Origin of the sequence: Spiroplasma endosymbiont of Thecophora atra, assembly GCF_964019735.1 — a bacterium.
Lineage (GTDB): Bacteria > Bacillota_I > Bacilli_A > Mycoplasmatales > VBWQ01 > Spiroplasma_E > Spiroplasma_E ixodetis_A.
This window is the reverse complement of record NZ_OZ026464.1, coordinates 653,926-669,143: the sequence shown is the minus strand read 5'-3', so window position 1 is coordinate 669,143 and position 15,218 is coordinate 653,926. Positions and strand designations below refer to the sequence as shown.

Annotated in this window: 16 protein-coding genes; all 16 read right to left on the bottom strand. The window is 23.3% G+C overall.

The features are described 5' to 3' along the window. Positions 1 to 20: 20 nt before the first annotated feature. The 16 genes from AACL05_RS03825 to AACL05_RS03750 all read right to left on the bottom strand — a co-directional run bounded on the left by AACL05_RS03825 (position 21) and on the right by AACL05_RS03750 (position 15,176). Positions 21 to 716: an RDD family protein gene (locus AACL05_RS03825; protein ID WP_338962805.1), complete on the bottom strand. Its 696-nt coding sequence runs from the start codon at positions 714 to 716 to the stop codon at positions 21 to 23. A gap of 4 nt (positions 717 to 720) precedes the next feature. Further along, positions 721 to 1,719 (bottom strand): glycosyltransferase family 2 protein, encoded by a 999-nt coding sequence (locus tag AACL05_RS03820; RefSeq protein WP_338962803.1) that lies wholly within the window; start codon positions 1,717 to 1,719, stop codon positions 721 to 723. A 73-nt stretch (positions 1,720 to 1,792) separates the two neighbouring features. Then, positions 1,793 to 2,608 carry a hypothetical protein gene (locus AACL05_RS03815; protein ID WP_338962800.1) on the bottom strand — a complete coding sequence of 272 codons (816 nt, stop codon included), beginning with the start codon at positions 2,606 to 2,608 and terminating at the stop codon, positions 1,793 to 1,795. A 522-nt stretch (positions 2,609 to 3,130) separates the two neighbouring features. Continuing rightward, positions 3,131 to 3,253, bottom strand: a complete 123-nt coding sequence (locus AACL05_RS03810; RefSeq protein ID WP_338962798.1) for a hypothetical protein — start codon at positions 3,251 to 3,253, stop codon at positions 3,131 to 3,133. A 54-nt stretch (positions 3,254 to 3,307) separates the two neighbouring features. Beyond that, on the bottom strand, positions 3,308 to 3,502 hold the full coding sequence (locus tag AACL05_RS03805) for a hypothetical protein (RefSeq protein WP_338961352.1): 195 nt from the start codon (positions 3,500 to 3,502) through the stop codon (positions 3,308 to 3,310). 70 nt (positions 3,503 to 3,572) lie between these two features. After that, positions 3,573 to 4,001: a hypothetical protein gene (locus AACL05_RS03800; protein ID WP_338962796.1), complete on the bottom strand. Its 429-nt coding sequence runs from the start codon at positions 3,999 to 4,001 to the stop codon at positions 3,573 to 3,575. Positions 4,002 to 4,009: 8 nt separating this feature from the next. Next, on the bottom strand, positions 4,010 to 4,213 hold the full coding sequence (locus AACL05_RS03795; protein WP_338962793.1) for a hypothetical protein: 204 nt from the start codon (positions 4,211 to 4,213) through the stop codon (positions 4,010 to 4,012). Then, positions 4,206 to 4,376: a hypothetical protein gene (locus tag AACL05_RS03790; protein ID WP_338962790.1), complete on the bottom strand. Its 171-nt coding sequence runs from the start codon at positions 4,374 to 4,376 to the stop codon at positions 4,206 to 4,208. The genes AACL05_RS03795 and AACL05_RS03790 overlap by 8 nt, the downstream gene beginning before the upstream one ends. 548 nt (positions 4,377 to 4,924) lie before the next feature. Continuing rightward, on the bottom strand, positions 4,925 to 5,860 hold the full coding sequence (locus tag AACL05_RS03785) for a hypothetical protein (RefSeq protein WP_338986314.1): 936 nt from the start codon (positions 5,858 to 5,860) through the stop codon (positions 4,925 to 4,927). A gap of 148 nt (positions 5,861 to 6,008) precedes the next feature. Further along, positions 6,009 to 7,229 (bottom strand): hypothetical protein, encoded by a 1,221-nt coding sequence (locus AACL05_RS03780; RefSeq protein ID WP_338986310.1) that lies wholly within the window; start codon positions 7,227 to 7,229, stop codon positions 6,009 to 6,011. Positions 7,230 to 7,247: 18 nt separating this feature from the next. After that, positions 7,248 to 9,239, bottom strand: coding sequence for a hypothetical protein (locus AACL05_RS03775; RefSeq protein ID WP_338962782.1), 1,992 nt, complete (start codon positions 9,237 to 9,239; stop codon positions 7,248 to 7,250). A gap of 450 nt (positions 9,240 to 9,689) precedes the next feature. Then, the gene (locus AACL05_RS03770) at positions 9,690 to 9,974 is read right to left on the bottom strand and encodes an HNH endonuclease signature motif containing protein (protein ID WP_252319983.1); all 285 of its coding nucleotides are present in this window, start codon (positions 9,972 to 9,974) and stop codon (positions 9,690 to 9,692) included. Positions 9,975 to 10,062: 88 nt separating this feature from the next. Beyond that, on the bottom strand, positions 10,063 to 12,465 hold the full coding sequence (locus AACL05_RS03765; RefSeq protein WP_338986308.1) for an extracellular solute-binding protein: 2,403 nt from the start codon (positions 12,463 to 12,465) through the stop codon (positions 10,063 to 10,065). Beyond that, positions 12,465 to 13,568, bottom strand: a complete 1,104-nt coding sequence (potB, locus tag AACL05_RS03760) for a spermidine/putrescine ABC transporter permease (RefSeq protein ID WP_174481536.1) — start codon at positions 13,566 to 13,568, stop codon at positions 12,465 to 12,467. The genes AACL05_RS03765 and potB overlap by 1 nt, the downstream gene beginning before the upstream one ends. Before the next feature lies 1 nt (position 13,569). Then, complete coding sequence (gene potA, locus AACL05_RS03755; protein ID WP_286640486.1) at positions 13,570 to 14,622, bottom strand: spermidine/putrescine ABC transporter ATP-binding protein; 1,053 nt, start codon at positions 14,620 to 14,622, stop codon at positions 13,570 to 13,572. Positions 14,623 to 14,642: 20 nt separating this feature from the next. Continuing rightward, positions 14,643 to 15,176 (bottom strand): helix-turn-helix domain-containing protein, encoded by a 534-nt coding sequence (locus AACL05_RS03750; protein ID WP_174481534.1) that lies wholly within the window; start codon positions 15,174 to 15,176, stop codon positions 14,643 to 14,645. Between the last annotated feature and the right edge of the window lie 42 nt (positions 15,177 to 15,218).

Genomic DNA, 15,218 nt, shown 5'->3' with positions numbered 1-15,218 from the left:
GTTAGTAAGAGTATATACTATTAAAGACTATTTATATTTTCTAATTCGTCATCATTAATATTTCCTGGTTGAGAATAAACTAAATGAATATGTGGATCATTAACGTTAGTTAATATCTTCCGTTTATTAGTTGCAAGCGGTTTCTTGTTAATGACAAAAGTTTTATGATTACGATCAAAGAATAGCTGATGATATTTATCAATTTTAGTGACGATCATAATCCCACAATACCAAGCAAAATCAAAACTAACTACAGAACGAATAAGAATATTTAATCAAGAATTTAAAGTACTATTACTATTAATAGTAGCAATGTTTTCATTAAAAGTCAATTTCATAAAAAGAATTATTGAAGTGGTTAATAATAAAGGAATAAAAACTAAAAATAGTTCACGATAAAAAAAATGTTTTAACTTTAAATCTTGATTTTTTTCATTTACTAATCTTATTTGAAAAATTAATTTTCCTAAAGTTTGACCCTTACATTTTCATGGGATAATAACAAAATATATAATAACAATAATTATATTAATAATAAAAATAATTATTAATTGTCATGATTCTTGATTACCTTTATTATCTAAATAATGGATTGCTAATCCAATTATTAATGGGATTAAACTAACAAAAATCATATCAAAAATACGTGCAATAATACGTTTTCATGTTTTAGCTATTATATATGTTTCGGTTGTATCTAATTTTTTAATATTCATTTTTTTACTCTCAATATTTTGAATCATCTCTAATATTATTATCTTTAAAATATTTCTTAAAATAAGTACTTAGATCAGGAGCATAAGTGGTAAATTTATCATTTGGATTAATAGTATTAAAATAAGAATTTTTTTTAAAATTTTTAAATTTAAATTCAATAATTTCTTTGACACGATTATATGTTTTTTCAATTAATGCAGGTTTTTTAGAAATACTAATAAATCTTAAAAGAGTATATAGATAGTATCTAACAAAAGCATATTCCAACTCTTCATATAAAACTTTTTTAATTTTATAATTATTATAATAGTTTAAAATATGTATTCATTGATGCATTAGTTCAAAAATATTATCATTTTCCAATGTGTTATTTTTAGACGTTAATAATGTTTCATTAATTGCATAATATGTTTTACAATGTGCTAAAAATGAGTATAAAAATAAACTATCAAATTGGATTTCTTTACGAAATTGTAAATTATATTCATTAATAATATTAACTTTCATGATTTTTGTTGTTAAAACTGGTGTTGTTAAAGCAAAGACTATTTTTCCTTGTGTTGTATTTAAATTATATAATTTATTAACTTCAGTTCTAATTGTTGAATGAAAAACATTATTTATATCAAATTCATAACGAACACAATATTCAATACAATCTAAATCTTTATTATTATCTAAAATTTTATTAACTGTTTCAACAAAATTAACGCTAAGAATTTCAGTTGGATTTAAAATAACTACATATTGTCCGGAAATATATTTAAGACCAAGATTACGACTAATGGCAATACCTGATACTTGATAATTAGTAATCATTTTTAAATTTTGTGGATATAATTTAAAATATTTACTAAATATCTCCAAATTTTCATTGTTAATGCCATCATCAACAACAACAACTTCAAAATTAGTTTTTTTATTTACAAAAATCTTTGCTAAAAAAGAATCTAAGTGTTCGGATTCAAATGAAGTTGTATATAAAATAAAACTTAGTAGCATAATAAATATTTCCTCCCTTTTATAAATAATTATAACACTTCTTTAACAATTTTAAGTGAAGGTTTATCAACATTTATTTTTTATTTTTTTGATTACTATTTTTAAGTTTATTTTTAGATTCTAAAGTAGATTTTTCTATATTATCTGTTTCTTTAATAACTTTAACAGTCATATTTTTATGATCAAAAATAGTTTTTAAATTACCTTCAATAATAACGGTTTCAGTATTATTAGGTTTAATAACGTTTCGCTTTGCGGGCTTGGTAACTTTTTTCTTTTTTTGTCCTTTTAATATTTCTGCTCTTAATAAAGCACGTGTTTTTCTAATTTCAAATTTTTCAAATTTAAAAAGAAATGATTTAATAAACTTTTTATACGAATTAACAAAATATCGAAGTCTTTTCTTGCTTCGAGCATGATTATCATATTTTAATAAAATACAAACATAGTTTAATTCATTTCTTGCTTCTGATTCAATTAATGAATTAAAAAAACTGTGATAATTATGACTTAAGTTATATGGTTGACCAGATATTGGGCTTTTATAAGGAGTAAAACCTAGATTACCAGTAGTTTTATAATACTTAAAATCAGCAACTCGTGTTGTCATTTGTCCCTTAGGATGTTCTGGTGATTTAATTTCTGATATTTTAAAAATATTATTTGTATCAAATTCTAAAAAATAGCAATATACCTTATGAACAAAGTTACCTGCAGTTTTAAAAGCAATATACAAATCTACTTTTGCTTCATAATTTAAATTATCAAAAATACTAACGTATGGTTGATAAAAATCATATTTTTTATCAATAATTTCTCATCCTTGTTTTTTAATAGTAAGTTCAATCTCATCAGCACAAATATTTGGATTTAAAATAATTTTCTTCATTTTCTACTCCTAACTCTAATATTTTCTAAGTCTATTTTATCAAATTATATATAAAGTGTGGGCTAAGAAAATTTTCCACTTTGATTAATAATTAAAGTACTTTTATTTTTACTATTAAACAGCTAACAATACATCATAAAATTATCTTTAAACTATATGAATATATCATATATTTCTACACATAATAAACATTGCCTTTTTGTTCGCTAGTTATTACTTAAATTACACCACTTACTCCTTCCAATTTTGAAAATGTTTCATGGTTATTACAAAAGAAATTTTAATTAATTTATTATTAGAAACATGAGTATTAATTGAAAGCATAGCCCCTTAACTAGCAAAATATGTTATAGTAACATTATTAATAATTTTTTTAATACATAAGTCATTTTCTTCTTTTACTTTTTTATGTTTTTTATTTTATAAATTAAGTTTTTTTGAAAAAATAATATATAATATTCTTTAAAGTACTCTATTTTTATTAGAAAATATTAATAAAAAAGGACACCTAAAATATAATGTTTAATTTTCATCAGTAGTAGTTTTTTTATTTAATGATGAAGAATTATTAACAACTAATTTAATTTTTTTATTTCCAACTTGATTTTTTGCATCTTTATGATCATATCATCAATTAAGTAACAATGATAATGGTACTAAAATAATCTACGAGAGTTTTATTAAGTTTTAACTTTAGAATTAAATTTTTATTTGACCTTTATCATATTTTCTTAAGCAAGAACCACATAAATCTACATCTCCACCAAATTTATCGTGTAAATGTGAAATATTATATAATGCATTCTTACCATCAAATACACAATAAAAACCAGGTGCCATTCTATCAGCTTGTGTTCTTTCCATTAATTCTTCAATAATATATAATCTAGACATTTTTTATTTCCTCCTAAAGTTTTTATAAATTTAATCTTTGTTCTTTGTTATCCAATTATGAATCTAAGGGTTAAAGTGATGCGCCCAAATAATATTGAATATGTTTATAAGCATCTTGTTCATGTTTTGTAAATTTTATATTTCCTTTATAATCTTCTATTTTACTTTTATTTTTTGGATGATTTTCGAAATAATCTCAGTTAAAAACATCTTGTACTAATACCATTAATGCACCAATAATTTTAGGAGTTGCTAATGGATTAGTTAATAATTGCTTTGAACTTAAAAAGAAATTTTCTACAATAACTAATATTTTTTTATCAATAAATTTTTCTTTAATTAATTGAAATTTTTCTTTATACATATTTTTAGTTCATAAAACAGTTAATGTATTAAATGTTTCATTAAAAACAATATTATTAGTTTCATGTGAATATATAACAATTCCATTATTACCAATTCCAGCGGGGTCAATTCCAATAATTAAGTCATATTGCATTAATCAAATTAACCTCTAACAACTGTTTTGATAATTTCTAAATCACAATTACTTCAGCAATATTTGCATTCTTCAATAAATTCTTTATGACCACAAACTAAATTATCTTTTTTTAAATCATCAATCAGTTTAATTAGTCCTATTTTAAATTCAATATCATCACTGTTTGGTATGCAAATCGTTCCTATTTTAGTTAAATATTCTTTATCCATATTTATACCTCCTACTTAACCTAACATTTAAAATACAGTCATAACAAATTGCTTTACCATTTTTATCTCTTAAAAAATATTTTCTTGTTTTTATATCATTAGTATTAAAGAATAAATAATCTAATTTATTTTGTTTACATGTTCAACAAAAATACTTTTTCATTATGAGTTGAAATTCCTTTCCTAATATGTTCTGTTGCTTCTAGCATAAAGAACATATATTTTGATGTTTAGATTATTAATACTACTATTCGTTTTATTCATTCCAGAAATTCTGGGCTCAAAAATTTTTCAAAAAAAATAAAAAATAAAACCAACACTTGCTCACTGGGGAGTGGCAAGGCTGGTTAAATAAAGAATAGAATTAATACAATAGGTCCCTACAACAGGTCTATATATACTAGTTTCCAATCCGCTCCCACCCCAAGGATTACCATTAAATGGTTAGTATATTTTATTAGGTATCACTCCACTTTTTATTTATTCATGCAAGTCCACATGCTAGCTACTATTTTTAACAACTGTGTTGTAGTTCACTTTTTTAATTCCCTAACACGTGTTGATAATAGCGTTAAAGAGGTTTATTAAAAATTTTAAAATTTTACAATTACAAAAAAAGACAAGATTATTTCTTGTCTTTTCCTTAATAACTTTGAGAATAATTTTTATTTTTTTTAAATGTATATTTTTTAAAATACGTCGAATATAAATTTAAGGGTTAAAGAGAGTAATTTTGTCTAATTTTTCATTATTTTTCAAATAATTCATTTTTGGAAATAAGTTACTAATATAATAATTAATTATTTCGTAACTTTGACAACCGCCCAATTCAGTATAATAAACTTCAATTAAATTATTATCTTTATCAAAAATATAATTAATTGAATAATTTTTATCATTTACATTCATTGGTGCACTATATATAAAATTAAAAATATTATTATTGTTACTAATTAAATTATCATTAATTTGTCCTTTTAAACTACTTTGCGTCATAAAATATTGACCTATTTTATTAGCAATAGCATTATCAATTAAATTATTTTTTGCTGCTTTTGCAATATAATATAAACCTAATGCTTCACTTAAACTATTGCTATGTTCAACTTTATCAGCACCTGCTTGTTGTGAAATATCAATATGTTTTTCAACTCCACCAAATTGAATATATTGTCAATCAGTATTATCACCACTAAAATATGTATGAGAATATTCACTTTTACTATATAGATTATATTTATCTTTAACTGTGGTAATTTTTTTATGAGTAATCATTTCTTGTTTAGTAGCATCAACTTCGACTTTATCTTTTGGTGGTATTACAGCATCCTTTTTATAAACTAATTCACCTTTATTATCAACAGTAAATAATGTTCGTGCTGATGTCTTACCATCACTTAATAAATAATTAGCATGACTAGTATCATAACTATAATAGTTATTATCTATTTGATTAGTAATTCAATCACTATTACTTAAATAACCATATTGATTATTAAATAATGAAGTTACAGAATCACTTATTGATAATTTATTTGTTAATAGTTTATTAACAGTAGTGTTAGCAACATCAATAGTATTAATAATACTATTACTTGTTAAAGTTAATGTTGTTAATGTACTTAATGTCATTAGTAATTGTTTCATGTTACATTCTCCTTTCGTTTTAAGTTTACTAAAAATTATTTTATAAAAAATATCTGTCTAATCTATACTAAATATAACACTTTATTAATTTTATTTAAGAAGATTAATAAAATGCTCATTTTAAAAAGTAAATTTAGTATGTAAGTATTTAATTTCATTGAGAAATACTTTTAATATAAAATTTATCAACTAATGAAGGATGTCATATATCTGTACCATAACAGTCAATATGAATTATTATTCCATTAACACCCACATTATTTAAAAATTTTGTTAAATTATCTTTAAATATAGAATTTCAAAAATTTTTAAAAGTTCAATTATCACCAATTTCATGCTCCATATTACTATAATCAAATAAGTTTCCATTAGTAAAACACTTATAAATTACATCTCAATTATTTTGATTATTAATTAAATAATATAAATCTTGATAATTAATATAAATATCACCTGTATAATCAACTGAAGCAAAAGGACCAGGACTAACATGAGTTTCAAAATTACTTGTATTACTTTTTTCGTAACTATAATGATTATAATTTAACTCAATAATATTATTATTATGATCAAAAATATAACTAATGGCATAACTCGTATCATCATTTGAAAATGGCATATTTAACATAAAATTATAAACATATTTATTATTAATAATTAAATCAATAATTTTAGTAATTAAGTCATTATTAATTTTTCCTTTTAAACTACTTTGTGCTATAAAATATATTCCCAAATTAATAGCAACTGACTGACTAATCTTATTTTCAATTACTGCTTTTGCAATATAATATAAACCTGATGTTTCACTTAAACTATTGCTATGTTCAACTTTATCAGCACCTGCTTGTTGGGAAATATCAATATGTTTATTAATACCACCAAATTGAATATATTGTCAATCAGTATTATCACCACTAAAATCGGTAGATGAATACTGACTATTACTATAAGAATTGTAATTTGCTTTAACTGTAGTTATTTTTTTATGACTAATCATTTCTTGCATCGTATTTTCAATATTTAATTTTTGATCAGCAGGAATAATAACATCAGGATTATAAATTAAAGTTCCTTCATTATTTACTAAAAAAACATCTCTTGCATTAGCAAAAGTATAACTTTTTAAAGCTGATGTGTCATAACTATAAAACTTATGATCAGTTATTGATTGATTAGTTATTATATCACTATCATTTAAATAACCATATTGATTATTAAATAATGAAGTTACAGAATCACTTATTGATGATTTATTTGCTAATAATTTATTAATAGTAGTATTAGTATCATCAATAGTATTAATAATACTACTACTTGTTAAAGTTAATGTTGTTAATGTACTTAAAATGATTAGTAATTGTTTCATATTAGTTTTTCCTTTTTTTTAACTTACTAACTGGTAATTAAAATTAAAATTAAAATCAGGGAATGTTAAAGTAGCACGATCACTAATAGTTTTGCCAGCAAATCTTTCTGATAAATCAAGAGTATAAAGTGTATTATCTTTAGTTGGTTGTGTTTCGCTGTCAGTAAATACTAGTTTTACATTATTTAACTCTCAACCCGATTTTGTTGTTACTGCAACATCGGTTTCTAGAAAAATACTTTTTGTTTGAATAATTAAATCTCAGAAATTATTTACCTTACCACCTTTAATATCTTTACTAATATCAACTGACATACCACTTGGTTTTGTGTCACCATCTAATAAATAATTCATAGTGAACTGTCCAGTAAATGCATTCTCAACTGGACGATAAGAATTGTTATTAATTGTATTTAATAAACTATCTTTATTAGTAATTCAATTACCTAATAAATTATCTTGTTCATAAAAATGTTGACCTTCTTGTAAAATATCTGCATCTTGACCATCTTTTAATCAAATACCTTTTAATGCAAAATCTTTTGGTGAAGAATAATTACCAGTAATATTATTTTTATTATGACCATGAACAATTGCCTTAATGCTATCTAAACTTTTTGTTAATTTATGATCATTAGGACTAGCAGTTATTTTTATTTCAATATTTTTACCTAATTTATTATTAAAGATATTATCACCAACTTTTAAATTTGTTGATATTGTATAATCACTATCTTCAATATTAAGATCTGAATAATTTTTTTGGAAATAATTTTGACAAATTGTTTGAACACCTTTAATAATTTGATCATTAATAAATTTAAGATTATCTTCTGATAAACTAACATCAGCATTAATATAGTTACCATTTTTATCTTTTTGATTATCTAAAGTAATTTGAAAGTTTTTATTATCTTTATCATTATTATATTGTGCTTCAATTTCATTAGTTAATTCTTTCATACTACTTAAATCAGCAATATCATTTTTAACATTTATAGTGCAATCATCTTTTTTTCCTGTAAAGTTTCAAGGATTATTATCTAAAGATGTAATTGAAAATTGAACAGGAACACTTTTAGTAAAGTTTTGTGATTCTGAACCATTTTGAAATTCAATTTTGTAATAACTAGGTTTAATTTCTTTTTTGGGTACATTTAATGCTTTACTTAAAGTTGTTGCAAATTGATCTTGAATTGTTGGAATTAATCATTTATCTTTTATTGAATCAATAGTAGCATTTTCAGGATTAGTAATATTAATAATTTTATCAGGAAAGTTAACTTGTAAACTAGCAATATTAATTGCAACTTGATTTATAATATTAATATTAATTTCGATATTAATGTTAGTATTTTCAATACCAAAAATTGATGCTTGATCATTAGTTGTTAAATTTAAAACATAACTTTTAGACTCATTAAAGTTCTTTGGCAAAATAAAAGAAGTATTAGTTATCGGTTTTTTATCCTTACCAACAGTAAACTTAACTGCTGGATTATAATTAGCATTTAAGAAAAAATTAATTGGTAATAAATTTGAATTATCATTATCAATATCACTTTCAATTTTAGGATCAGTTTTTTGTAAATTATTATCAATACTACTTAAAACATTTGTAAAATCAATATTACCATTATCAGCAGCATTTTCAATAACATTAAAATTAATAATATTTGTTGATTTACTAAAATAAGCAATAGTAGAATCTAAACTAATAGGTTCAGAGTTACGATGATGTTTTTGATAATAATCATCTCATAATTTATTATTAGAATTAGGATTAAATTCAGAATTATTGAAAGCAGCAGTAGTATGTAAGAGTAATATTGTAGTAACTGTTGTAGAACCAAATGCTAATAAATACAACGAAAATAATAAGATTCTTTTCTTCTTATTTTTTTTAACATTAATTGTATATATTGAATTAGATCCTGTTTTTATTTTTTTATGTTTATCCTGATTAACCATATCTTTACTCGGGCTATTACTATTTATTTTATATTTCATTTTAACAATCCTTTCCTAGCATTATTTTTTAAATAATCTAAAGTGAAAAATATAGCTTAACGCTTTAACTTGCTATTTTTAACTAAAATATTAAAATAGGAAAAAATATTAAAATAGTTTAAACCTTAGTTTTAATAAAATAAAACTAAGGTTTAAACTAAACCAATTAAATTTAGTTTTTATATTTTAATATTAATAATTTTAATAATCATATAAATTTTGCTATACACCTATTAAAATTATAAGGAAAGAAATACTCTGTCCTTAAAAATAATATTACACTTATTATAAAAAAAGACAATATTCTTTTTAAAAAAAGATTGAATATTTTTAATTAAAAAGAACACTAATAGTAAAATAATTTTCAAAATAATTTTTCTTAATTAAGATAAAAATTAAATTAAAAATTCAATGATTGAATTAAATAGTCATTGAATTTTTAATTTATGATTAATTTTTTTTAATATTACATTCAACATGCATTGGTTGTAAATTTTCTAAACTATTATTATTTGGATCACCATCAATGTGATCAATATTTCAAGCAAATGCTGAAGTTGGTTGTTCACCTTGATAAGCACCTTTTATCATTGGCAAACAACATCATGGACAAGGAGCTTGCACATTCAATGTTCAAAATTCAGATAATCCTTTAAAATATTTCTCCATTTTTTGAATAGAATAGTTTCATATTTTTTCTTTGTCTTCTTTTTCTCACTTTTTACGACGTGCCACAATGAATTAACCCCTTTCGTATTAAATTATACTATAAGTTACAATATTTTTTTATATTTTTTTAAACTTAATATTACAATTTATTTTATTAACGTGCTAATAATCTATTATAAGCAGTTTGCATTTGTGGGTCAAAACTACGAGTATATAAACCGTTAAAATATCCTTCATGATGCTTACTTGGATCTAATGGATCAGGTAATTGACCATGTTTTGGAATATATACATGCTTTCAAATTTCTGCTGAAAAATTAGTACTAACTTCATCCATAGCTGCTTGTAAAGGTGAGGTATAACCAAATTCACTACTTAAATCAACTTGTGTTTGTTTTTGCATTATATAATTAATAAATTTAAAAGCTAAATCTTTATGAGGAGAATCTTTACTAATTACCATATCATCATTTCAAACATTAGTCCCCATATATGGTCTAACAACAAGGTACTTACCATTATAAGAAGCAGGATCATCAGCAATTGCAGATAATAAATCACCGTTATACATCATTGCTACATCCCACTTATTTTCATTACTAATTTCATCAACAATATCATCATTTAATAATTTTGTATTTTTATTTTTGATAACTGGTTCTAACCAATCACTTGCATCTTTAATTTCAATTGGACTATGAGCATTAATATTATCAGAAAATTCATTTCCTACTTGATTATATTGACCTGAACCAGTATTTTCTCCTCATTTATTTTTATAGTGTAAATCAGTAAGCGCAGTCATAAATAAGTTATGCATATCATCATTTAAAACGATACGTTTACCCAATTTTGCAGCATCTGTTAAAACACTTCATTGAACATTTGAACCATCAGCTTTAATACCAAGATCACTAAGATTATTTGTATTAGTAGTATTAATTACTAATACAACATCACCTCAAAAATAAGGAATACTATAACTATTTAAACCAAATTTATTTAAAATTCCATCACTATTTTCAACTCGATAATTATTCATTAATTCATATAAATCATGATTTATATCTTCTTTGGGATTAAAATCAATTCTACTATCATATTCAATATCACCTGCAGAATTTTTTGATGCAATTGGAAAAAGTCTATCTTCACTTGCTAATTTAGCCACCATATAATCACTAGGAACCATTACATCATAACTAGTAGTATACAATTTAGCATACAATGATTCATTATCATCAAAAGTTGAATATTTTATTTTAACTTGATATTTATTTTCAAATTCTTTTAAAATATTGGGATTCATATATTCGCCTCAATTAGCAATTGATAAATCATAAACATTAGTATAAATGTAGAAAGCACCCAAACTAATAAAACTTGATAATAAGATGATACTAATCATAATTAATTTTCACGGTCATAGTAAAAAACGATATTTCTCTCTTCTTGATTTTGAGCGTTCTTCTTTTAACTCTTTCTTTTTTTTAATCTTATTCTTTATATGTTCAATTCAAATTGATTCCATCTCAAGTTTTGCTTCAAGTTTAGAAATTTGATTAATAAGTTTCGGGTGATTTTTAATATAATCCTGAATTTTAATAATATCTTGCTCAGTTACAATTTCAAAATTACCATCACTATATAATGATTTACGTTTTCTACCTTTACTCTTAACCTTTTTATAGTTAAAACCATTTAATTGTAAATAATATTTAGTTAACAACTTCTCAGTTTTAATAATTTTTTTATCATGATAAATACCTTTATCAATTTTTTCATTACGTTGTTTAATTTGTTTTTTGCAAAGAATATAAGTATTTCAAGAAATAATAAGTACTGCAATTAATAAAATAATTATTGTTGAAAAAGCATTAATATAAGGCTTAATTCGTTTTAAAGAATAAATAAAAGTTGAAACGTTAGAAGTATTACCGCCAGTAAAATAAGAAATTAAAAATTCATCAAAACTCATAGCAAACGCAATAGCTGCACCGGCAATTATTGCCGGTTTAATTGTTGGTAATACAATTTTACGTAGCGTATATCAAGGGGTCGCTCCTAAATCTTGACTTGCTTCTAATTGTGACATATTTATTGATCTAATTTTTGGTAAAACAGTAATAATAACATAAGGAATATTAAAAGAAATATGAGCGAAAATTAATGTTCCAAGACCAAAACTAAAACCAAATGCCATAAATAATAACATTAAAGAAACAGCAGTAACAATATCAGCATTAACTAAAGGAATATTAGTAATCCCTAAAGTAATATTACGTGTTATTTTTTTTGTTTTACTTAAACCCAAAGCAGCAAACGTACCAATAATAACAGCAACAAAAGTAGAAATAAAAGCAACAATTAATGTTACACTAACCGATTCTCAAAGTTCACTTTGTTGAAATAAATCGTAATAAGGTTGCAATGATCAAGAATTTCAACTGCGAACTGAATCGCCACCATTAAAAGAGAATATCATTAAAACTAAAATTGGAGTATAAAATAATAAAAAGATAATAGCTAAATAACTATTTTTAAAAAAAGATCTCATTAATTAATACCTCCTATTTTTTTACCAGTAGCTCAACTACCAATCGCTTTTAAAGTAAAAATAATAATTAAAACAATAATACCTAAAATAACAGAAATAGCAGCACCATAAGCAAAATTAGCACCACGATAAAAATATGATTCAATAATATTTGCAATTAAAATAGTTTTTCCTTCACCAATATATTTAACTACTACTAGTGAAGTCATAGCACTTAACATCATTAAAGTAAAACCAGAAACAATACCAGGCACTGAAAAACGAAAGGTAACTTTTCAAAATGTTTTCATCTTAGAAGCTCCTAAATCTTGACTTGCTTCTAATAAATTGCGATCTGTTTTTTCTAAAGAATTATAAATTGGTAAAATAACAAAAGGCATAAACATATAAACCATTGCTAAAATAATACCAATTGGAGTTCCTAATAAAACATTAGGACCTAAAATACTAAAAATAATTTGTAATCCAATTGTACGTAATAAAATGTTAATTCAAATTGGTAAAGTAACTAAAACTCAAATATTTTTTGAAGCAATTTTTGTGGACATAAAAGCCATAATATAAGCAATGGGATAACCAAAAATAACAGCAATTAAAGTGGCAACAAATGAATAACCAATTGAACGTAATAAAACCATAACATAACTATTTTCTTTAAAAAAATCATTAAAATTACTAAATGTAAAACGAAATATTCAAGCATTATTAGTTGCTTTAATAATTGAATATAAAATTACAATTAATAATGGCAATACAATTAAAATTACCATCACCAATAAATATGGATAAGCAAGCGTAACTCATGATTTAAAACCAAAATTTACTGATTTATCTTTGATTTTATTTTTAATAAAACTTATTTTTTGGTTTGTTTTTTTTCAACATAACAATGCTTTTTTCTTTTTTACTCGTTTCATTTTCGATTTATTTTTTGCTACCTCTTGTAAAGAAACATTATTTTTTTTAAGTTTAAACCATTTTTTAAATCTATACTTTTTTTTATTTTGATTATCAATAATTTTTTCTGGATTTGAATTATTAACTAACATATCTTGTGATTTTAAAATTTGTGTTTTAATATTACGTTTAAACAAATTTTTCATTTTACTCTTCAATTTCCTTTCACATAACATGAATATCTTCAACATTTCATTTTAAACCAACACGGTTACCTACTTCAAAATTATCAGTAGTATGAACTATCCATTTGCGTTTATTAGCAATAATTTCAATTTCTCATAATAATCCTTTAAAAGCAATAGTTTTAATAGTTCCATCAAAAAAACCACTACCTGCATTAACTAAATCAATATCTTCTGGTCGAATAACAATATCAATATTACGTTCTTGTTCACCAAAACCAGTATCAGAGCATGCAAATTTTTTACCGTCAAAACGAACACAATAATCATTAACAAATACACCATTTTCAATAACATTCGAGCTACCAACAAACTGTGATGTTCATTTATTTTCAGGCTCATTGTAAATATCTTGTGGTGTCCCAATTTGTTGAATTTGACCTTGATTTAAAACAACTACCCGATCTGACATAATAAATGCTTCTTCTTGATCATGAGTAATAAAGATAAAAGTAATATTAATTTCTTCTTGAATTTTTTTTAATTCTACTTGCATTTGTTGACGTAATTTCAAATCCAAAGCAGCAAAAGGTTCATCTAATAATAAAATTTTAGGATTAAGAACTAATGCTCTAGCTACTGCTACTCTTTGTTTTTGACCACCAGATAAATCATTAACATCTTTATCTTCCATACCATTTAATTTAACCAAATCTAAAGCTTTTTTAACTTCTTTTTTGATTTTTTCACGATCAATTTTTCTTAACTTTAAACCATAAGCAATATTATCAAAAACATTTAAATGTGGAAATAAAGCATAATTTTGAAAAATAGTATTTATTTCTCTTTTATGAATTGGAATTTTAGTTAAATCCTTACCTTTAAACAATAATTGACCATTGTTTGGTTGTTCAAAACCAGCAATAATCCTTAATAATGTTGTTTTTCCACAACCACTAGGACCAAGAATGGTAAGAAATTCACCTTCATGAATATTTAAACTAATTCCTTTTAAAACAACTTTACCATCATATTCTTTGGTAATATTACGTAATTCTAAAATATTTACACTCATAATTTCCTCCTTTAAATGGTTTAAAAAATTGGTGGATTTGAAACTCATAAAATAGTTGCAATTGAATTATTGGGATTTTCTAAATAATGTTTTTCATTACCTTTAATATAAAATGCTTCATTAGCTACTGCTTTTACTCTCGTTGCACCATAATGAACAAATACTGTTCCACTTAATACATATCCAAAGATCTGACCTTGAAATGGCGGAATTTTATTTGAATTACCAAATGGTTTTAAAGTTAAAATTACTGGTTCTAATGTTAATTTTTGAGCATTAGGAATAATTCATTTTATTTGATAATCTTCTTCGTCACTAACAGTAACATCTTGTGATTTAAAAACTATTTTTTCTTTTACTTCACCAGCAAAAAAGGTTGATAATGGACAATCAAAAATGTCTAAAATACTTTTTAGTGTTTCAATACTGGGTGAAGAAACATCATGCTCTAACTGACTAATAAATCCCTTTGATAAATCACAACGTTTCCCTAACTCTTCCATAGTTAAATTGTGTTTCAATCTTAAAGTTTTTAACTTTCTTCCAATTTTCATATTGATTATTTTCTCCTTTTGTTTATTTATACTAAACTTTAA